The 18,492-nt window shown below is 60.7% G+C and carries 19 protein-coding genes and 1 tRNA gene; 11 read left to right on the top strand and 9 right to left on the bottom strand.

Going from position 1 to position 18,492, the window contains the following annotated elements; all coding sequences use genetic code 11:
* Positions 1–36: 36 nt before the first annotated feature.
* Both CO671_RS23700 and CO671_RS23695 read right to left on the bottom strand, forming a co-directional pair.
* Entirely contained in the window at positions 37–1,194 is a 1,158-nt protein-coding gene (locus CO671_RS23700; RefSeq protein WP_097607946.1) for a D-alanyl-D-alanine carboxypeptidase family protein, read from the bottom strand.
* Between the two features lie 209 nt (positions 1,195–1,403).
* On the bottom strand, positions 1,404–2,510 hold the full coding sequence (locus CO671_RS23695; RefSeq protein ID WP_097607945.1) for a septal ring lytic transglycosylase RlpA family protein: 1,107 nt from the start codon (positions 2,508–2,510) through the stop codon (positions 1,404–1,406).
* A 553-nt stretch (positions 2,511–3,063) separates the two neighbouring features.
* Here CO671_RS23695 and CO671_RS23690 point away from each other — a divergent pair.
* Complete coding sequence (locus tag CO671_RS23690; RefSeq protein WP_097607944.1) at positions 3,064–3,885, top strand: Ig-like domain-containing protein; 822 nt, start codon at positions 3,064–3,066, stop codon at positions 3,883–3,885.
* 169 nt (positions 3,886–4,054) lie between these two features.
* Positions 4,055–4,144: transfer RNA gene (locus tag CO671_RS23685), tRNA-Ser, on the top strand.
* A gap of 632 nt (positions 4,145–4,776) precedes the next feature.
* Here the strand turns inward: CO671_RS23685 and CO671_RS23680 are convergent.
* On the bottom strand, positions 4,777–5,265 hold the full coding sequence (locus CO671_RS23680; RefSeq protein ID WP_097607943.1) for a RidA family protein: 489 nt from the start codon (positions 5,263–5,265) through the stop codon (positions 4,777–4,779).
* A gap of 195 nt (positions 5,266–5,460) precedes the next feature.
* Between CO671_RS23680 and CO671_RS23675 the strand changes: the two genes are divergently transcribed.
* Complete coding sequence (locus CO671_RS23675) at positions 5,461–6,159, top strand: TetR/AcrR family transcriptional regulator C-terminal domain-containing protein (RefSeq protein WP_097607942.1); 699 nt, start codon at positions 5,461–5,463, stop codon at positions 6,157–6,159.
* A gap of 405 nt (positions 6,160–6,564) precedes the next feature.
* Here CO671_RS23675 and CO671_RS23665 read toward each other — a convergent pair whose 3' ends face one another.
* On the bottom strand, positions 6,565–7,473 hold the full coding sequence (locus CO671_RS23665; RefSeq protein ID WP_245425028.1) for a hypothetical protein: 909 nt from the start codon (positions 7,471–7,473) through the stop codon (positions 6,565–6,567).
* 70 nt (positions 7,474–7,543) lie between these two features.
* On the opposite strand from CO671_RS23665, the gene CO671_RS23660 reads away from it, so the two are divergent.
* Together CO671_RS23660 and CO671_RS23655 are read left to right on the top strand one after the other, a co-directional pair.
* Entirely contained in the window at positions 7,544–7,816 is a 273-nt protein-coding gene (locus CO671_RS23660; protein ID WP_245425027.1) for a hypothetical protein, read from the top strand.
* 139 nt (positions 7,817–7,955) lie between these two features.
* Complete coding sequence (locus tag CO671_RS23655; protein ID WP_064710564.1) at positions 7,956–8,180, top strand: alkylphosphonate utilization protein; 225 nt, start codon at positions 7,956–7,958, stop codon at positions 8,178–8,180.
* Between the two features lie 22 nt (positions 8,181–8,202).
* Here CO671_RS23655 and CO671_RS23650 read toward each other — a convergent pair whose 3' ends face one another.
* The 3 genes from CO671_RS23650 to CO671_RS23640 all read right to left on the bottom strand — a co-directional run bounded on the left by CO671_RS23650 (position 8,203) and on the right by CO671_RS23640 (position 10,674).
* Positions 8,203–9,012 (bottom strand): transglutaminase family protein, encoded by an 810-nt coding sequence (locus CO671_RS23650; protein WP_097607941.1) that lies wholly within the window; start codon positions 9,010–9,012, stop codon positions 8,203–8,205.
* Between the two features lie 113 nt (positions 9,013–9,125).
* Positions 9,126–10,019: a transglutaminase family protein gene (locus tag CO671_RS23645; protein ID WP_097607940.1), complete on the bottom strand. Its 894-nt coding sequence runs from the start codon at positions 10,017–10,019 to the stop codon at positions 9,126–9,128.
* Between the two features lie 499 nt (positions 10,020–10,518).
* Positions 10,519–10,674: an entericidin gene (locus tag CO671_RS23640; protein ID WP_097607939.1), complete on the bottom strand. Its 156-nt coding sequence runs from the start codon at positions 10,672–10,674 to the stop codon at positions 10,519–10,521.
* 531 nt (positions 10,675–11,205) lie between these two features.
* Here CO671_RS23640 and CO671_RS23635 point away from each other — a divergent pair.
* The gene (locus CO671_RS23635; RefSeq protein WP_010035063.1) at positions 11,206–11,454 is read left to right on the top strand and encodes a GlsB/YeaQ/YmgE family stress response membrane protein; all 249 of its coding nucleotides are present in this window, start codon (positions 11,206–11,208) and stop codon (positions 11,452–11,454) included.
* A 79-nt stretch (positions 11,455–11,533) separates the two neighbouring features.
* Here CO671_RS23635 and CO671_RS23630 read toward each other — a convergent pair whose 3' ends face one another.
* On the bottom strand, positions 11,534–11,815 hold the full coding sequence (locus CO671_RS23630) for a hypothetical protein (RefSeq protein ID WP_004672489.1): 282 nt from the start codon (positions 11,813–11,815) through the stop codon (positions 11,534–11,536).
* A gap of 219 nt (positions 11,816–12,034) precedes the next feature.
* Here CO671_RS23630 and CO671_RS23625 point away from each other — a divergent pair, with 219 nt between their 5' ends.
* The 5 genes from CO671_RS23625 (at position 12,035) to glp (ending at position 17,706) form a co-directional block, all read left to right on the top strand.
* Positions 12,035–13,927, top strand: coding sequence for a peptidylprolyl isomerase (locus CO671_RS23625; RefSeq protein ID WP_097608033.1), 1,893 nt, complete (start codon positions 12,035–12,037; stop codon positions 13,925–13,927).
* A 221-nt stretch (positions 13,928–14,148) separates the two neighbouring features.
* The gene (gene trpD / locus CO671_RS23620) at positions 14,149–15,165 is read left to right on the top strand and encodes an anthranilate phosphoribosyltransferase (RefSeq protein ID WP_010031891.1); all 1,017 of its coding nucleotides are present in this window, start codon (positions 14,149–14,151) and stop codon (positions 15,163–15,165) included.
* A 9-nt stretch (positions 15,166–15,174) separates the two neighbouring features.
* Complete coding sequence (trpC, locus tag CO671_RS23615) at positions 15,175–15,987, top strand: indole-3-glycerol phosphate synthase TrpC (protein ID WP_097607938.1); 813 nt, start codon at positions 15,175–15,177, stop codon at positions 15,985–15,987.
* A 1-nt stretch (position 15,988) separates the two neighbouring features.
* Complete coding sequence (gene moaC, locus CO671_RS23610) at positions 15,989–16,486, top strand: cyclic pyranopterin monophosphate synthase MoaC (RefSeq protein WP_010031893.1); 498 nt, start codon at positions 15,989–15,991, stop codon at positions 16,484–16,486.
* Positions 16,483–17,706 carry a gephyrin-like molybdotransferase Glp gene (gene glp, locus CO671_RS23605; protein ID WP_097607937.1) on the top strand — a complete coding sequence of 408 codons (1,224 nt, stop codon included), beginning with the start codon at positions 16,483–16,485 and terminating at the stop codon, positions 17,704–17,706. The genes moaC and glp overlap by 4 nt, the downstream gene beginning before the upstream one ends.
* On the opposite strand, the gene CO671_RS23600 is transcribed toward glp, so the two are convergent.
* Positions 17,675–18,382, bottom strand: a complete 708-nt coding sequence (locus tag CO671_RS23600; RefSeq protein WP_097607936.1) for a 50S ribosomal protein L11 methyltransferase — start codon at positions 18,380–18,382, stop codon at positions 17,675–17,677. The two genes, glp and CO671_RS23600, sit on opposite strands and share 32 nt — an antisense overlap.
* Positions 18,383–18,492: the final 110 nt, after the last annotated feature.

Raw genomic sequence — 18,492 nt, 5'->3', positions numbered from 1 at the left:
GGCGCACGACAGTGCAGCCGCTTGGCGATAACGGCTTCAGCCGGGCGCGGACTTGTCCCAGAGCCAGGAGAAGAACAGCGATTCGCCGAGCTCCAGCATGGCATCGACGGCGCGGCTGCTGAGCGAGCCTTCACCCACCGCCTGCGCGGTATAGAGCGGGACTTCCCTGAGAAGCCGGCTGCCGGCGAATATCCTAAGCGTGCCGGCCTGATAATCCGGCTGCACCGGCGCTGTCAGCGGCCAGCGATAGACAATGCGCGCCGATAGCCGGTCGGGATTGCTGACCGGAATATAGACGCTGACCGGTGCTTTGGCGATCAGATCGACGGTGCGCGCCGTGCCGCCATAGACGCTGGCTGCGCCGATCACTTCATGCTCGGCGAAAATCTGCCGGTTCTCGAAGGCCGTCAGGCCCCATTCGAGCACACGCTTGGCCTCTTCCGTCCGCTCCTTGTCGGAGGCGATTCCGGCGAGCGCCAGAAACAGCCGCCGGCCGTCGCGCTGGACCGAGGCGACGATCGAATAACCCTCACCCTCGGTAAAGCCGGTGGCAAGTCCGTCAGCGCCGAGATCGAGCCCGAGCAGCGGGTTGCGGTTGCGTTGGAAGATCTTGTTCCACTCGAAATCGGCCTGGGCAAAATAAGGGTAAAGATTGGGATAGGATTGCTGGAGGGCGGCGGCAAGCGTCACCATCTCGCGCGCCGTCACCTTGCTCTTGCCATCAGGAAGGCCGGTGGAATTGCCGAACACCGCCTTCTCCATGCCGATTTCGCGGGCGCGGCGCGTCATCGATTCGGCGAATTGCTGCTCGCTTCCGGCCATGCCCTCGGCGAGGATGATGCAGCTGTCATTGGCGCCCTGGATGGCGATGCCCTTGATCAGGTCTTCGACGCGCACGCGCGATTTCAGGGCGGCAAACATCGTCGCCGTCCTCGACGGGGCGCCGCCGGCGCGCCAGGCATATTCGGAAACGGGATATTCAGTGTCGAGGGTGATCTGGCCCTTGGTCACCGCCTCGAAAACGAGATCCATCGTCATCAGCTTGGCAAGCGAAGCCGGCGAAAAGCCCTGATCCTCGTTCTTGGCGAGAAGCACCGTGCCGGTCGATGCCTCGATCATATAGGCCTGCGCCGCCTTGGTGGCGAAACCGGCGCCGCCGCCATCGGCTGCCTGCGCGCCTGTGGCGAGCGGCATCAGGCATGCAAGAGCAAATGCGGCAAAAGTGCCGAGCGGTTTTGCCTCCGGAATTGCGGAAAAACAAAAGGCTAGAGCGGGTCTGCGCTTCGGTGAAAAGCGCAACCGCTCTAGAAGGCGAAGCACAGGCCTCAGCATCGCAAGTCCCATCGGTGAACGGCAGTTTTGAGAAGGTTAGAGCGCGGCGAAATCCGATGCAATCGCCATGCTCAGCGCGCCGCGGATTTTGCCTGCTGGCGCTTGGCCGAGGCAAGGATCGAGGCCTGCGTCAGCCCGTCATTGCGCACCATCACCGCGTCGAAGGCGAGGTCGACCGTCACCGTCTTCACGCCCTCGTTCTGATAGCCGAGCGCGAGGGAAGGCTGAGAGCCGCCATAGGGGCGTTCATAGGGCATGGGACCGATCTCCGGCAGCACGACCATCTGATCGAAGGCCGGCGCGGCGTTTGAAGACGGGGCCGTTGGCGCCACCAGAACTTGGGCGCCCGGGGCAAGCGCAGGCGCCGCATTGTAGCGCGCGCTCGGCGTCGAGCCGGCATAGGAGGTCGCCGACATCGGCACCGGCACCTTGGCCGGCTGCGCCTCGTAATCTTCGGCGCTCTGCAGCTGATCGCGGGTGATCTTGCGGCTGTTGGAGGCAACCATTACGCCGCTTGCAATCTGCCCTTCCGGATTGACGCCGGGAATGCGGCTGCCCTTCGGTACGTAGGAAGCCATCAGATAGGGCATGTCGTGGCCGTCCATACGAGCGCGGCCGACATATTGCACGCGCACCTTGCCGGTGCCGCTGTGCTGCAGATCCAGCATGTTGGCAGTCTTGTTGGAAAGGTCGATGATGCGTCCTTCGTGATAGGGACCGCGATCGTTGACGCGCACGATGATCGATGAGCCGTTCTCGACATTGGTGACACGAGCATAGCTCGGCAGCGGGAAAGTCGGATGCGCGGCGGAAAGATGCATCTGGTCGTAGACTTCGCCGTTCGCCGTCAGGCGTCCATGAAAGGCCGAACCATACCAGGAAGCAATGCCGACCTTGCTATAGGAGAAGTCTTCCTTCGGATAATACCATTTACCCTTCACGACATAAGGATTGCCGACGATGTAGCGGCCGCCGCCCTTCGGAATGTTGTTGCCGGTGGCGACGCGGGGGCTGGCCTTCACGCCATATTCGGATTCCGAGAAATACTCTTTGCCATGGGCTTTTTTCTTCGGCACGGCCTGTGTCGTGCCGCATGCCGCAACCGTCGCACACATCGCCGATATCGCCAGCCATCGCGCTGTCGTTGCGAAAGACGTCGCCCCGTATCCCAATGTCATATGTCCCACGCCGCTCAAAGATCGTTATGGTTAAGGAACCTTGCCCCATCTTGGGCCAATAACGCCTTATGCCCACCCGCCTAACGAGACTTTAAATTTGCTAGGTTCGTGGCGAATTTACGAACGTTTTCGAAGCGATAGCGACAATTCTAATGATTATGGTTTACAGATCGCTAACGCGAAGCTGCCGCCCTGCCCTTCCATGGCTGCAGTCAGAGCCGCAATCGGCGTGCCGATGCGGATCATTTGGCAATTGCAAAGCCAGCTTTCGGAGCGCGAGATGCCCCGGAGCGAAACAGCTGCGACATGAAGGTTAACGGCCACCGAGCGCCAGGAGGCCGCCAATCTCCGCTGGAGTTGGAGCTTTCACCTCAGGGTAGTGGAGTGGCTTGCTCTTCACGCTGTTGGGCGTGGCCTGCAGCGGTAACCGCGGCAGTCACTCCCTTGGGGCGTGTAGTTTGTTGCTTGACTCAAAGTGGAGTAGAAAGTTTATTTGCCGCGTTCGGGTCGTAGCCCGGCGTCCTTTCCACGCTCATCTTTAGGGAGACGAGCTATGGCAAATCACAAACCAGCAGTGCCTGACGTGTCGGTCCACGACTACGCACCAGCGGAAGCCATTGAAGGAAACCTTCTCGACAGCGCCTCAGATTCCGATGGTGACCTGCTTCAGGTTCAGTTCGTCAACGGAATAAGAATTCCCAACAAGGCGGGTGAAGCAGGATATCTGACCATCGAGGGTGAGCACGGAACGCTGACGATCTGGAGCAACGGCAGCTATAGTTACACGGTCAGTGATCCCGCAAGCCTTGAGTCCGGTGAAGTCTTCGCCGAGAGATTCTCCTTCAAGATCTCCGATGGAAAAGGCGGCACGGATGTCGCCAATCTCAACATCGGCGTGCATACGCCTCCGCAAGGGCTGTATTCCATCGATTTCGAGAATGCTCCGACGCAATATCCCGGGCAGCCGGATATCGCCTCGGGTTATGCCGGTTTCAAGTTTGGCGACAAGCTCGACGGCAATTTGTGGACGGTCGCCGAATCCGGCGGCAACGAATACGTCGTCACCAACCCCTACAATCCATTCTTCGATCGCGTTGACGGCAAACTCTTCACCGTGGAGGGTGTCGACGTCGCGACGGTTTTCGACCCGGCCTATCAAGGTGTCGATGCCCTTGTGACGTTCGAAGGCTATATCGGCGGCAACAAGGTGAGCGAGATGTCGCTGACGGTTTATGGCGACACCATTGCCGATGGTCAGCACATTTCGCTGGAAGCCTTGGGAGCAGTCGATTTCATCCGCTTCGATATTCAGCCAGATGTAGAGCCGACGGGCTTTCCGCAGCTCGCATTTGACAACTTCACCGTCCTGGTCTGACGACGGCAGAGAGAAGCGGCTGTCAAAGCCGCTTCTCTGCAGAACAAGTTGACGCTGCGATCAAAGCTGCTAAAAAGCCGGCCTGTGAGTGAATGGGCAGCAAATCGGCAGAAACCACCGATGCACAGGAAATCCCGAAACGGAATTTCTTACAGCTTCTCAATTACTTGGAAGAGTGTCCGAGTGGTTTAAGGAACCGGTCTTGAAAACCGGCGTGCGGGAAACCGTACCGTGGGTTCGAATCCCACCTCTTCCGCCATTTCCATTTTATGTGCTGGCGTTCAGCCGCCCGATGCGGCGGTCTTGAGGCATGACCCTAAGAGACCGAATGCAGGCGGATGAAATCGCCAGCTGGTGAGGCGGGCGGTGCGATTGTCGTGGCAAAGTTACCCGGCAGGCTCCTCCCTCGCCTAGCCCTAAATCGGCACCGCCTACTTCTTGCATAAATTCACAAGGCGCATAGATTCGATCTATCCGATAGCCTCTGCTGGTGACCACGGATGTACTGGCACCGTGCTGATGCAATCAAAGAAAGGTCGGAGCGACCATTCGCGCCGACCTTTCTTTTTATCCAATACCGTGTGGCTACTGCCGATAATTCCCATCCATGCCCGACACCTTAATCTCCTGGCAGCGGAGTTGCTCAGACCCGGACAAGTATCGACGCAGGTTGCCCAACTGCATGTTCTTATGACGTGGGCAGTTGCCCGCGTTCTTATGCAGCTTGCAAAGTCCGCACGCAGCTTTGCGAGGGCGCTTTCTTTTGTGATGCATGTTTATCTCCGAACGAAATCGGTGCGCCCAGACGGCGCACGCGTATGTGTCGGAGATTTGAAAGCGATAGCTTTGTCAAGGAGCCGTTTTAGCATGAGTTCGCTACGCGGCGGCCGTTTATTCCAGAACGACGACGGCTTCGACCTCGAAGAGCATCGGGTCTATTGCAAGTTTGGGAACCGGGACAAGCGTCTGCGCCGGCAGCGCCGCGCCGAAGGTTTCCTTGACGTTTCTGGTCAGCACTTCGAGCTTGGACATGTCGTGATCGACCACGAAGACCGTAAGCTTGACCACCTGATCCGGCCTTGCGCCGAGCCCATCGAGAGCGGCGCGCAGATTTGCGTAGGCCTGCTTAACCTGGGCGGCGAAGTCCGGCGACAAGGCGCCGCTGCTGTCCTGGCCACCCTGCCCGGAGATATAGGCCAACCGGGCGCCGCGCGGTGCGATCACCGCCGTGCTGTAGCCGTTCGGCGTCGGGTCGTAGAGGTTTTTCGGATTGACGATGGTTGGTTTGAGGTCGCCCGCATTCGCCGTCGTCGCAGTGGAAATTCCCGTGGTCATGATGATCAGTCCTCCGATAAGCAGATGTTTGATGGTGCGTGACATGATTTTCTCTTGGCCGCGCGGACTACGAGCAATGGCGCCCGCGGTCTCCGGTTGAATTCTCGTTCGATCGTCGCATACTTGACTCGTACAACGTACGATAAAATCGCATCGTACGTTGTACGAGTCAATCGGCCGGAGTCGACATTCGCGGCTTTGTCGGCTTAAAACGACCTTCAGATCATTTAGGAAGGACGCATGGCAGCCAAAGGCGGCGGCGCTCAGGGTAAACGACCTCAACGGCAAGCCGGGTCGGTCCCGCCCATGCAGCAGGCGGGCAGTGAACGGGCGCTTTCGATCGAACGGATCGTGGCGACCGCGGTCGAACTGCTGGACGCCGAAGGTGTCGACGGATTGAAGATGCGCCGCCTGGCCGATCGCCTCGGCGCGGGCGCGATGAGCCTTTATTGGCACGTCGACAACAAAGAGGAAGTTTTTGATCTGGCGCTCGACTCAGTTCTCGAATATCGCGGGCCGCCGCAAGGGATCGAGGCTACCGACTGGCGCGGCGCAATCTTTCACATGCTCGAGGACTGGCGCGCCAACATGCTGCGCCATCCCTGGTCGGCATCGCTGCTGCCGCGCCGGGCGCTCGGCCCGAACATCCTCAGTCGCCTGGAACTGCTGGGCAGGATCTTATCTGAAGCCGGTGTCGCAGAGGTAGATTTGAACGGCGCAATATGGTCGCTTTGGAACTATGTGATCGGGGCGACCATCACCCGTGCGAATTTCGACCTTTCCGACGACGACATGGCCGCCGCGCAGCAGCGCCTTGCTCATTTCAGCGAAAAATATCCGACGATCGAGCGTGCGCGTCTGTTGCTGGATAATGATTGGGACGGCGCTTTCAAGAAAGGTCTGGATTTCCTGCTTGACGGGCTCGTGCCAAGACAATGAACCGGGCTCAGCCTTCCAGTCGATCTGCGCTCTTGGTCAGGAGCTTTGACCATCATTCTGGTTTGATTTGAGATTGTCCAGGACCGTCGCCGGCCATGACTTCGCTTCGCCCGACTACCCGATGTTATGATCGAGGACTCAAGGTGTGGGGCCTCCTCACGATAATAGCGAGTAGACCCAGACGCCGATAGAACCCCAGAAGATCACCGGCGTCAGTATCATTCCTACAACGATAAATTTCGTCACGGCTATAAAACTCCGCAATTCCGCCCCGCCGCGAAAACCTATTGCAGCAACCAAGCGTTTGGTATCGGCACGAAGTCCGGGTCGGATCGGACCTTGGTCTCAGTTTTGCCGAGGCGCCAATTGAGGCCGGCCAGAAGCGTGCATGGCCGACTCCTGGGCTTATGACGGCATCAGAGCTGCGAACGAAACATTCAGCCGTGCGATAAAGCGCTCTTTTCGGGCGTGGTTTTCGAGGATCGAATGCAGGCGGCGGGTGAAGTCGGCGGTATCGCCGTCCTCGTCAGCGATCGTTTTCAGGTCGACGAGAAGGCTGGTTGCTTTGTCGTAGCCGGAAGCGTTGCGGCGTTCGATCTCGACCTCGATCTCGCGCCAGACATGATCGCCCCGCTCTATGATGGTGTTCAGCCAGGCGCGGCGAGCGCGGGCCTCTTCCGCCTCCTTCCGTTTTCGCTCTGCCGCCAGCCGCTCGTCCTCCTTACGTTTGCGAGCATCGCGGATCACACCGGCACGGGTTTGCAGCTCCGCGACTGTTGGCCCCGGTTTGACTGCGACGGTCGCGGCGACAGAGAGGCTTCGGGCGCGTCGCCGCAATTCGTTTGCCATATCGGGATCGCCTTCGATCAGGCGGGCAAGCATCTCCGTCTTTTCATCCTCGGGCAATGCAGCCGAAAAGCGCCGGATAGCGTCCGATGCCATGGAGCGTTCCGATTCCGTCTCGGCCAAGCGTTCGGCGGCCGCGGCAACAAGGTCGGCATCGATGTTGAAGAAGCGTGCGAAAGCTTCAAGTTCGTCGGTCATCGGGCCGATACCAGGCAGGGGTGCCACCGCTTGAGCCGCGCCACCCCTTGCCTGTGTGTCGCATCCAATAGATGTCGTCGGCTGCAGCCGCTTTTTCCCTTGGCGATACCCTGATCCATTATTTCTTACGCGCCATATCCTCGGCCCATATTCGTTGAGTATCGGATTGTGTCCCGTGAACCAGACGGGATAGAATAGCAAACCACGAAAGGCGAGCAGTGCGATGAAATTGGGCTGGCAACCACGGAAATGGCTCGAGAAAAAGACCAAGCGAGGTATCCGCAGCTATCCCGTCGGTACGATCGCTTACTATGGTCCTGACAATCGCCGCGCCACCAAGGTGGCCGTCAGCATCATCCCGGCGCCGCATTCGGAGCCGGCCGACCTGCGCCGATGGTTTGCTGAAACCGGTGATCTCAGGACGGACGAAACCGTTGTCGCCGAGATAGTGGCATTCCTGCGCGAGAATGACGTGAAATCGGTGGTGGCGATGGATGGAATCGTCGGCTGCCCTCACGAGGAGGGAATTGACTATCCGCTTGGCGAGGCCTGCCCGGATTGCTCATACTGGAAGGGGCGAAACCGCTGGACCGGCGAGCTTGAAGCAAGTTGAATCCCACCGGTTTGTGCTCGATAAATCCGTTCAGTGCGCTGCAGCAGACTCCGCGTGCTTTGCATTTGCCGCCCCTCGCGGCGGTTGACTATCTCCCGTCGCCATGATTTTGCGTCTCGCATCATCAAGCGAGGACATCATGGCCGAGGACATTATCGTAAAAGACAGCAACGGAAGCCAGCTTCACGACGGCGATTCCGTGACTCTCATCAAAGACCTGAAGGTCAAGGGCACCTCGGAGACGCTGAAGCGCGGAACACTGGTCAAGGGCATTCGACTGACCGACAATCCCGGCGAGATCGAGTGCAACACCAAGCAGGTCAAGGGCCTGGTGCTGAAAACGGAATTCCTCAAGAAAGCATAGGATTTGCTCGCCCCCTGAGTGCCTATTCCGCCACTTCCTCGGTGATCACCTCGAAGCGGGAGAGTGTTGCCGGGCCGAACGCCGTCGACATGGCGACGTCGGTGGCGTCGCGGCCGGTCGCCATCAATATTCTGCCGATACGCGGCGTGTTGTGGCGGGCATCGACCGTGTGCCAGTGGCCGCCGAGAAAGACTTCGAACCAGGCGCTGAAATCCATTGGATTGGGATCGGCTGGAACGCCGATATCGCCGAGATAGCCCGTGCAATATCTGGCAGGAATATTCATGCATCGGCAAAGCGCCATGGCGAGATGGGCGAAGTCGCGGCAGACGCCGCTCTTGTCGGTAAAGCCGCCATGCGCGGTCCTGAGAACGTCGGCCTTCTGATAGTCGAAGGTGATGTGGTCATGCACAAAGTCGCAGATCGCCTGCACGCGCGCCCAGCCGAGCGGCGTCGACGAGAAGGTTTTCCAGGCAAAATCCGAAAGCCTGTCGGTGTCGCAGTAACGGCTGCCAAGCAGGAAGACGAGCACCTCGTCGGGCAGGTCCTTGATCGCGTGCTGTACGGCCTCGGTGGGCACGACGTCGGGTTGCCCCGTATCGTAAATCTCGAATCTCGTCGAAATCGTCGTCAGCCCGGGCGGAGCGATGATCCGGCTGCAGGCGTTGCCGAAACTGTCGGTATATTCCCAGACTTCGATTGGCCGGTCGAATGTCAGGACCTGCTCGCTCAGAAGATCGGCGCGACGGGAGGGGTGAATGTTGAGCACCAGCAGCATTGGCGTCGGCTGGATGCATTCATAGCCCAGATGAAACCCGGCGCGTATCTTCATTGTGGCTTCCTCGTCCTCCTCTCCCCGCATGGGCGGAGGTGAGTATGGAACGCCGATTGCGCTGCCCGGTTCCAGCGGCCGCGCAACTGTCATCCAGCCGCGGCGATCCACCATTACCCCTCTTTTAACGCCGCCGGCTGCGTGGTCACGTTGACCTGCACCGTCATGCTGTCGAAATCCGACCCGTCGCCGTCATAGCTGCCGCTCAAAGGAACGGCCTGGCGCGGATCACGGGCAACGGCCACGCGAATGAGATCGCGGTTGCCGACGATGCCGTTGGTCGGATCGAACTCCGCCCACCCGGCCCCGGGAAGATAGATCTGGCACCATGCATGTGTGGAGCCGCCGCCGAGCACGGTGGAGCCGTCCCGATCGGGAACGTAAACATAGCCGCTGACGAATCGCGCTGCCAGGCCGAGCGTGCGTGCTGCCTCCATCATCAGAAGCGCGAAATCCCGGCACGTGCCGGAGCGAAGATGCAAGGTCTCAAGCGGTGCCTGCGTCCCATGTTCATGGCGCCGCGCATAAACGAAGCTTTCCCGAATGGCATAGCAGAGCGTCATCAGCAGGTGCCCCGTCTCAGTCGGGTGCCCCAGGCGCACAAAGCGGCGCGCCCAGCGGCCGATCTCATCGCCCGGATCGGGATAGTGGCGCTGCATCGCCGGCGCGAGATCGGCGATTTCGTCCTTGTCGTAGGAGAAGGGATAGGTGAGCGCTGCCTCGTCGATTCGAATATCCGGGGCGAACTGGGGTGTGTGGTCGAGCGTAATCCAGGTTTCGAAACGAAGCTCGGACGACGGCCGCGAAAAATCGACCAGCGCCACGCAATTGCCGAAAACATCGTGGATCCAGCGCACATGGCTTTGCTCAGGATAGGTCGTCAGCGACGCCTCGATCAGCCGCTGGTCGAAACTGTCGCGCGGCCGGAACATCAGGCGATGCTCGCCGAAATCGACCTCTCTGCGGTAACGATAGGCCGTGATGTGGCGGACGGAGAAAATTGTCATGGCCGGCCACCGGCTGATCTGTTCACCTTACTGCTCCCAAGATGGCGACTCCGTCTCCTCATGAAGCGCCCTTCCCGCTTCCCCGCCTATCCCGATTTCTTGTCATATAAGCAGGTTTGAAAGATTGCTATTGTACCTTCACCGATTGACGGCAGAGCCGTCCAACCTGAGAGGATAACATGCATATCATCTGGGACGTTCTGACGCTTCTGCTGACCATCGGTTCGCTCTATGGCGGTCGCGAATATCGGATTATTCGCGCCCGTGCCCGCGCTCAGAATTGGGGCAATTTCTAAACCCGATCCTGGCGGTCGCGGCCGGAATCTGTCGGCCGCGTTACGTTCGAATGACGCAAGGCCATACGCTTAAGGAAATGCTGTATTAGTCGAGACGGTTTCCATCCGTCCATTCTCTCTGTTATGCCAAGCCCGCCTCACCCCAGGCGGGCTTTTTTCATGTAAGCTTGGCCGCCCGGTGATGGCTCGTTTCGCTGCTGCCGTTATTTCTTGGCGCCGGCCGAGAGCACCCGATGCGTCGCGTTGTCCATTGCGTGGCTGGCCTGCTGTCCATCCTTCTTCAGTCCGTAGGCGGTGTTGCCGCAAGCGGAAAGCGTCAGCAGGCAGAGGCAGGCAAAGGCGATCGCAGCTTTTGACATCGAGTTTTTCCCTGATAGAGCCGAACTCCAGGAAAAATGATGCAGTCTGCGCCAAAATCAATCCGTGCACCAAATCGGGGCATGTTCCTGCGCGCCCTATTCTCCTAATGGCCCAGGTTACGTCAGGTAAAAGCTCCATGAGATGTTGAATTGTTTGCCTATGGACGGTGATGTTACCCGGAAACCGTGTATTTCATCGCCTGTCGCAGCGGACCACCATACTACATTGGTGGTATTTGCAATTTTACTTAAATATCACTCTTAACTATCCGTTAATAATAATATTGCGTCGACCGCACTTAGGCTTATTGTTTACTCAAAGGGGGAGAGGAAAGAATGTTTAGCAAAAGCCTGATCATGCCTTTCGGCTTCGCGATGCTTGCTGTGGCTGGTCTGCTTTTCCAGCTGATTGCCTACCTGCTGGAGACGCCGGTCACCCTGTTGCAGCCATAATCGCCTAAGTTCCTCCAGGAGTGGAACTTTCTGTAGTTTCGTGCTTTCCTGCGAGTCGGTTTACCAGGAGGGATTACCATGGAAGGCGTGGGTTGGATTGCAGCCATCATCATCGGCGGTATCGCCGGCTGGCTGGCGGAAAAAGTTATGAGCAGCAGCATGGGCGTGCTCATGAATATATTGCTTGGCATCGTCGGCGCGATCGTCGCCAACTGGATTCTCGGTCTCTTGCACATTCAGCCGCTGGCCGGCTGGCTGGGTTACCTGATCACCGGCTTCATTGGAGCCTGCCTTCTGATTTTCATCGGCCGCGCCATTCGCCGCTGATATCCCAGACATAACTATCGGACATCACTCAAAGCCGGGCGCGCCTTGCGTCCGGCTTTTTTCTGTCCGGAATTCCGTATCAGCGGCGGCTCAGCAGGCCGAAAACATAGGCGATGCCCGCCGTCACCGCGAGCGCCATGATCGGTTCTTCGCGAACCTTGTCGCGCAGCCGTTCCGTCATCAGCGAAGCTTCGTCCGTAACCACCGACTTCGCCCCCTGCCCCAGCGCCCGCACACTGTCCGTCAGTCTGGACAGATCTTCACGGAGTGCCGTGACCTGCGCCGACAGATCGTCTGCTGCGATATCCGCCTTGACGCGCGCAGCGGTGGATTCGGCGGAAGCGGTTTTCAAATCTGCCATGGTCTGCTCCTGTTTCATGGGATGCCGCTTCAACGAAATGGCGGCCCGAAAGGTTCCGCCGAAGCCGATCTTTTGTTTGCCGTCAACGCCTTGCGTCGCCACCGCCGCTCTGCGCAGCTTTTCGCGTGACAACCCTTCATTTCCTGTCGGGTTTGTTCTAAGGAACGTCGAATGTCCGCCCGCGCGCGGGTCAATGAATACTGCGAGGTTTGCGTTTCCATGTTCCATTTTCTGAGAAGAGCTGCTCAGACCTGGGTTGCCAAGCTGCTCCTGCTTCTCTTGGTCGCCTCCTTCGGCGTCTGGGGCGTATCGCGCGAGCTGATATCAGGCGGCAACAGCACCACGGTCGTGACCGTCGGCGATCAGCGTGTGGGCGTCAACGAATTCCACCTCGCCTATCAGCGTCAGGTGGCAAGCCTCGGCCAGCAATTCGGCATGCGCCTTACGCCGGAACAGGCCCGTGCCTTCGGCGTCGAACAGCAGGTCCTCTCTCAGCTCATTGCGGGCGCTTCGCTCGACCAGCTCGCCGCAGACATGAATCTCGGCCTCTCCGAGGATCGCCTCGCCCAGCTGATCGGCGATGATCCGGCGTTCAAGGCCGTCAACGGCCAGTTCGATCGCGAGCTGTTCGTCTCGCGCCTGCGCAATGCCAACATTCACCAGGACGATTACATCAAGGAGCGCAGCAAGGTCGCCGTCCGCAGCCAGATCGTCGATGCGGTTTCCAACGGTTTCACCGCGCCGAAGACGCTGGTCGACGCAATGAAGCTTTATGGCGATGAAAGCCGCGCTGTCGACTACCTCTTGCTGACCAACGCCAATATCGAACCGATCAAGGCGCCGGCCGACGACGTGCTGGCCACCTGGTTCGAGGGCGTCAAGCAGCGTTACCGCGCGCCGGAATATCGCAAGATCGCCTATCTCAAGCTGCAGCCGGCCGACATCGCCGATGTCGCGTCCGTCACCGACGACCAGGTGCGCGAGGCTTTCGATAAGGGCAAGGATAGCTACCGTACGCCCGAAAGCCGCACCATCGAGCAGCTGACCTTCACCAGCAAGGATCTTGCCGCCGCCGCCGAAACCGCGCTGAAGAGCGGCACCAGCTTCGATCAGCTGGTCTCCGACCAGGGCAAGACGGCAAGCGACGTGCTGCTTGGCGAATTCACCAAGGACAAGGTTCCAGACCAGGCCGTCGCCGATGCCGCCTTCGCGGTTTCGAAGGATGGCGGCACGACGCCGGTTGTCGACGGCTCCTTCGGTCCTGTCATCCTGCGCATCACCAACATCAAGGCGGAAACGGTGAAGAATTTCGACGAGGTGAAGGAGGAGATCCGCAAGCAGCTGGCGCTTTCCAATGCCTCTCAGGAAGTGATCAACGTTCACGACCAGATCGAGGATCTGCGCGCTGGCGGCGCCACGCTTGAAGATATTGCCGCCCAGCTGAAGCTCAAGGCCATGACCGTCGATGCGGTCGACGCGACCGGTGCCGACAAGGACGGCAAGGAGGTCAAGGATATCCCCGTCAAACAGCAGCTGCTCGGGGAAGCGTTCAAGACCGAGGTCGGCGTCGATGCGCCGCCGCTTCCGATCGGCAATGACGGCTATGTCTGGTTCAACGTCCGCGAAATCACACCGGACCGCGACCGCCCGATCGCCGAGGTGCGCGAAAAAGCCGTCGAGGACTGGACGGCGGAGCAGCAGAAGGCCGAACTCGCCAAAAAGGCCGACGAATTGAAGGCCGAGGCGCAAAAGGGCACCGCCCTTGCCGACATTGCGGCGCCGCTCGGCATCGCCGTCGAAAGCAAGAGCAGCATCACCCGTTCCACCGACGATGCGGTTCTCGGCCGCGCCGGCGTCAAGGCCGCCTTCTCCGGCCCTGTCGACACGGTGGCGAGCGCGGTCGGCGCCGATCCCTCGACGCAGATCCTGATGAAGGTCACCGAGGTCAACAGCCAGCCGACCGGCGACGTGCTGAACAACCGCGATGCCCAGCTCACCGCCATGGCCAATGCCGCCGGCGACGATATTCTCGATCAGATGGTCAACCTGCTGCAGACGCAGTACGGCGCTGAGGTCAACCAGACGCTCGCCGAACAGACGGCGGCCCGGTAGAACAGGATGATTTTAGGCCCGGTCGGCCTAAAATCTGAATCCTGTTCTAAATTAAAGAGTTAGAGCATGATGTCATCCGAAAACCGCTCACACTTTTCGGCATCATGCTCTAGAACAGGATGATTTTAGGCGCGGTGGCCTAACTCTGAATCCTGTCGAGTTCAACAGTTAGAGCATGACGTCCCCGAACGCCGCTCCGGTGTCATGCTTTGGGAGGTTTTATGACCGATCTGAAGCCGTTCCTGGCCAAGGCCGCAAACCGCGAGCCGCTGACGCGTGACGAGGCGCGTGCCGCCTTCGACATCCTGATGTCGGGCCAGGCGACGCCTTCGCAGATCGGCGGCTTCCTGATGGCGCTGCGCGTGCGCGGCGAAAGCGTCGACGAGATCGTCGGCGCCGTCACCACCATGCGGTCGAAAATGCTGACCGTCGAGGCGCCGGCCGATGCCATCGACATCGTCGGCACCGGCGGCGATGCCAGCGGCACCTACAATATTTCGACGTTGGCGGCACTGATCGTCGCCGGCGCCGGTGTGCCGGTGGCAAAGCACGGCAACCGGGCGCTGAGCTCGAAATCCGGCGCGGCCGACAATCTGGCTGCACTCGGCGTCAATATCGATGTCGGTCCCGAGATCATTTCCCGCTGCATTGCGGAGGCCAGCGTCGGCTTCATGTTCGCGCAGCTTCATCATTCCGCCATGCGCCATGTCGGCCCGTCCCGCGTCGAACTCGGCACCCGCACCATCTTCAATCTTCTGGGGCCGCTCTCCAATCCGGCCGGTGTCCGCCGCCAGCTGCTGGGCGTCTTTTCGCCGCAATGGCTGGTGCCGCTGGCCGAAGTCATGCGCGATCTCGGTTCCGAATGCGTCTGGGTGGTCCATGGCGACGGTCTCGACGAGATCACCACAACCGGCATCACCAAGGTTGCTGCTCTCGAAGACGGCAAGATCCGCACCTTCGAGCTGTCACCCGCCGATTTCGGCGTCAGCCCCTGCGTGCTCGCCGATATCAAGGGTGGCGATGGTGTCGCCAACGCTGCGGCACTTCGCGAGGTTCTCGGCGGCGCGAAAAACGCCTACCGCGATGTCTCGCTGGCCAATGCTGCCGCCTCGCTCGTCATCTCGGGCAAGGTCGAAACGATCCGCGACGGCATGACGCTTGCCGCGCATTCGCTCGATAGCGGCGCCACGGCGCTCGCTCTCGACAAACTCATCGCCGTTTCCAACGATATCGATTAGGATTGCCGGATGAGCGATATCCTGAAGAAGATCGAACTCTACAAGCGTGCGGAAATCGCCGCCGCCAAGGCGACGGTGTCGCTGGCCGACCTGAAGGCAATGCAGGCCGGGCAGTCCGCGCCGCGCGGTTTTTACCAGGCGCTTACGGCCACGCGTGAGGCTGGCCGTTTCGGCCTGATCGCCGAGATCAAGAAGGCAAGTCCCTCCAAGGGCCTCATTCGTCCGGATTTCGATCCGCCGGCGCTGGCAAAGGCCTACGAAGCCGGCGGCGCGGCCTGCCTTTCCGTGCTCACCGATACGCCAAGCTTTCAGGGGGCGCCGGAATTCCTGACGGCGGCGCGTGCCGCCTGCGCCCTGCCCGCTTTGCGTAAGGACTTCATGTTCGAAACCTATCAGGTCCATGAGGCCCGCGCCTGGGGCGCCGATTGCATTCTGCTGATCATGGCGTCGCTGACCGACGACGAGGCGGAGCGTCTGCAGGACGAAGCTTTTTCGCTCGGCATGGATGTGCTGGTCGAGGTTCACGACGCGCCGGAAATGGAACGCGCGCTGAAGCTCTCCTCGCCGCTTATCGGCATCAACAACCGCAACCTCAGGACTTTCGAAGTCAGCCTGACCGTCAGCGAGACGCTTGCCTCGATGGTTCCTGATGACCGGCTCCTCGTCGGCGAAAGCGGCATCTTCACCCATGCCGATTGCAAGCGCCTGCAGGCCGCCGGCATCAATACCTTCCTGGTCGGCGAAAGCCTGATGCGCAAGGACGACGTGACGGCCGCCACCCGCGCGCTGCTCATCGGCGAAGCGGCAATCGCGGCCGAATAAGATGAGCGGCGGAAAGCCCGGCCTCACCCATATCGACGCGTCAGGCGAAGCGCATATGGTCGATGTTTCCGACAAGGCCGAGACGGTGCGCGTCGCCACCGCCGAAGGCCATGTGAGAATGGCGCCGGAAACGCTCGTTCTCATCCGCCAAGGCAATGCCAAGAAGGGCGATGTCATCGGCACGGCCCGCCTTGCCGGTATCATGGCCGCCAAACAGACCGCCAATCTGATCCCGCTCTGCCACCCGCTGATGCTGACGAAGGTGACGGTCGAGATCGCGGAAGATGCGGCCCTGCCCGGCCTGCGCGTCACGGCAACCGCCAAGCTGACCGGCAAGACCGGTGTCGAGATGGAGGCGCTGACTGCCGTCTCCGTCGCGTGCCTGACGATCTACGACATGGCCAAGGCCGCCGACAAGGCAATGGAGATCGGCGGCATCCGGCTGCTCGAAAAATCCGGCGGCAAATCCGGCGATTTCCGTCATCCGGAGGCGAGATGAACCTGCTCCCGGTCACCGAGGCACAGAACCGCCTGCTCTCACGGGCAAAGCCGGTCGCAGCATCGCAGACGCTGCCGCTCGCCGAAGCAGAGGGCCGCGTCCTTGCCGTCGATCTCACGGCGGGCCTGACACAGCCACCCTTCAATGCATCGGCAATGGATGGCTATGCGCTGCGCCGCGAAGACGCGCCGGAGCCGGGCGCTGTGCTGAAAGTCATCGGCACCTCGGCCGCTGGCCACGGCTTCGAGGGAAACGTCGGCCGCGGAGAAGCCGTCCGCATCTTCACCGGCGCGCCGGTTCCGCCAGGCGCCGACAGCGTCCTGCTGCAGGAGGATGCTGAGAAGATCGAAGACGGTATCCGAACCAATTTCCCCGTCCGGCAGGGTCAGCATGTGCGTCCCCGCGGCCAGGATTTCGTCGAAGGCGAAGCTGTGCTGCCCGCCGGCACCGTGCTCGATTTCTCGCGGCTGACGGTCGCAGCCGGCATGAACCGACCCGATGTCGAGGTGCTCCGGCGCCCGCTGATCGCCATCCTTGCGACCGGCGACGAATTGCTGCCGCCCGGAAGCACACCCGGCCCTTCGCAGATCATCGCGTCCAATACTTTTGGCATTGCAGCCCTTGCCCGCAAAGCCGGCGCCGATGTGCTCGACCTCGGCATCGTCCCGGATGACAAGGCCAGGATCACCGCGGCAATCGACACGGCGCGGAACGCCGGGGCCGATGTCATCGTCACGCTCGGCGGCGCTTCGGTCGGCGATCATGATCTGGTCCAGGCGACGCTGATCGAGGCCGGCATGCAGCTCGATTTCTGGCGCCTCGCCATGCGTCCCGGCAAACCGCTGATGGTCGGCAGCTTCGGCGAGACCCATGTGCTCGGCCTGCCCGGCAATCCGGTCTCGAGCCTCGTCTGCTCCTTGCTCTTCCTGGAACCGCTGATCCGCAAGCTCGCCTCCTTGCCGCCGGTGCGACGCGACGCGACGATGGAGGCGGCCGTCACGCTGCGCGCCAACGACCACCGGCAAGACTATATCAGGGCGAAACTGTCGAAGTCCGCCGCCGGAAACTGGCTGGCCGAGCCCTTCGCCAAGCAGGATTCCTCGATGATGAAAGTATTTGCGCAAGCCGATTGCCTCATCATCCGCCCACCGCATGCGCCGGAATTGCCGGCCGGAGCGCCCTGCCCGGTCATGCTGTTGCGGCCGGACCTCCTGGCTTAGTCGCGTCTTTAAGCATCGCGGAAAGCGAAAAAACGCCCGCCTGCACCGCCTTGGCCGCGGATCCCGCCCCGAAATCCGCAACCCCATGGGTTGCGATTCGCGTGAGTTCCCCATGCGGCAGATGGGCGCGCTCGGGATCGCCGATCAACACCTCGATACCGGCGGCCTGGCAACGCCGCAGGAAAGCCATCACCCGCAAGGCAAGCGCGGGATCATAGAACAGGTCGCCGACAACGAGGATATCCGTCTCCTCCGGTGGCGGTGCCTCGATGATATCGGCGGTGACGACCAGGATGTTCACGCCGTTCACCGCCGCGTTGAGACCGATTGCGGCAATGGCGTTGGCATCGACATCGACCGCCGTGACCGCGGCAGCTCCGGCCTTGGCCGCCGCAATGGCGACAAGCCCGGAGCCGGCGCCGAGATCAACGACGCGGCGGCCGGCGACCACCTCTGGCCGGTCGAGCAGATGGCGGGCAAGCACGGCGCCGCCGGCCCAGGGGTAGGCCCAGTAGGGCGCTGGGTCGGTCTCTCCCCGGCCGGCAAGCCGCCAAAGCCCACTCGCGGGTCCTGCCGTATGCAGCAGGATTTCGGGAATGGCCGGGACGGGTGAAATCGGCAGGTTGGCCAGAATAAAGGCGGCCGGATCGGGACGCGGTGTGCCGGAGCGTTTCATCGTCGTCATGCTCCCTGTCCCGCATTAAAATCCAACGATTCAATAGTTCTTCATGGCGAGATGCCGCATACCGTCAGATAAAGCCCTCCGCCCGAACCGGCGAAGGGCTG

The organism is Rhizobium sp. M10, assembly GCF_002531955.1.
Classification (GTDB): Bacteria; Pseudomonadota; Alphaproteobacteria; order Rhizobiales; family Rhizobiaceae; genus Rhizobium; species Rhizobium etli_C.
This window is presented reverse-complemented; position numbering and strand designations above follow the sequence as displayed.

Excerpts from the sequence above, each read along its gene's own strand:
- CO671_RS23695 (WP_097607945.1), bottom strand. The coding sequence starts at position 2,510 with ATGACATTGGGATACGGGGCGACGTCTTTCGCAACGACAGCGCGATGG.
- CO671_RS23655 (WP_064710564.1), top strand. The coding sequence starts at position 7,956 with ATGGCCGAGGACATTATCGTAAAAGACAGCAACGGAAGCCAGCTTCAC.
- CO671_RS23675 (WP_097607942.1), top strand. The coding sequence starts at position 5,461 with ATGGCAGCCAAAGGCGGCGGCGCTCAGGGTAAACGACCTCAACGGCAA.
- CO671_RS23625 (WP_097608033.1), top strand. The coding sequence starts at position 12,035 with ATGTTCCATTTTCTGAGAAGAGCTGCTCAGACCTGGGTTGCCAAGCTG.
- CO671_RS23630 (WP_004672489.1), bottom strand. The coding sequence starts at position 11,815 with ATGGCAGATTTGAAAACCGCTTCCGCCGAATCCACCGCTGCGCGCGTC.
- CO671_RS23690 (WP_097607944.1), top strand. The coding sequence starts at position 3,064 with ATGGCAAATCACAAACCAGCAGTGCCTGACGTGTCGGTCCACGACTAC.
- CO671_RS23680 (WP_097607943.1), bottom strand. The coding sequence starts at position 5,265 with ATGTCACGCACCATCAAACATCTGCTTATCGGAGGACTGATCATCATG.
- trpD (WP_010031891.1), top strand. The coding sequence starts at position 14,149 with ATGACCGATCTGAAGCCGTTCCTGGCCAAGGCCGCAAACCGCGAGCCG.
- CO671_RS23650 (WP_097607941.1), bottom strand. The coding sequence starts at position 9,012 with ATGAAGATACGCGCCGGGTTTCATCTGGGCTATGAATGCATCCAGCCG.
- CO671_RS23600 (WP_097607936.1), bottom strand. The coding sequence starts at position 18,382 with ATGAAACGCTCCGGCACACCGCGTCCCGATCCGGCCGCCTTTATTCTG.
- glp (WP_097607937.1), top strand. The coding sequence starts at position 16,483 with ATGAACCTGCTCCCGGTCACCGAGGCACAGAACCGCCTGCTCTCACGG.
- CO671_RS23645 (WP_097607940.1), bottom strand. The coding sequence starts at position 10,019 with ATGACAATTTTCTCCGTCCGCCACATCACGGCCTATCGTTACCGCAGA.
- CO671_RS23700 (WP_097607946.1), bottom strand. The coding sequence starts at position 1,194 with ATGCCGCTCGCCACAGGCGCGCAGGCAGCCGATGGCGGCGGCGCCGGT.
- trpC (WP_097607938.1), top strand. The coding sequence starts at position 15,175 with ATGAGCGATATCCTGAAGAAGATCGAACTCTACAAGCGTGCGGAAATC.
- CO671_RS23635 (WP_010035063.1), top strand. The coding sequence starts at position 11,206 with ATGGAAGGCGTGGGTTGGATTGCAGCCATCATCATCGGCGGTATCGCC.
- CO671_RS23640 (WP_097607939.1), bottom strand. The coding sequence starts at position 10,674 with ATGTCAAAAGCTGCGATCGCCTTTGCCTGCCTCTGCCTGCTGACGCTT.
- moaC (WP_010031893.1), top strand. The coding sequence starts at position 15,989 with ATGAGCGGCGGAAAGCCCGGCCTCACCCATATCGACGCGTCAGGCGAA.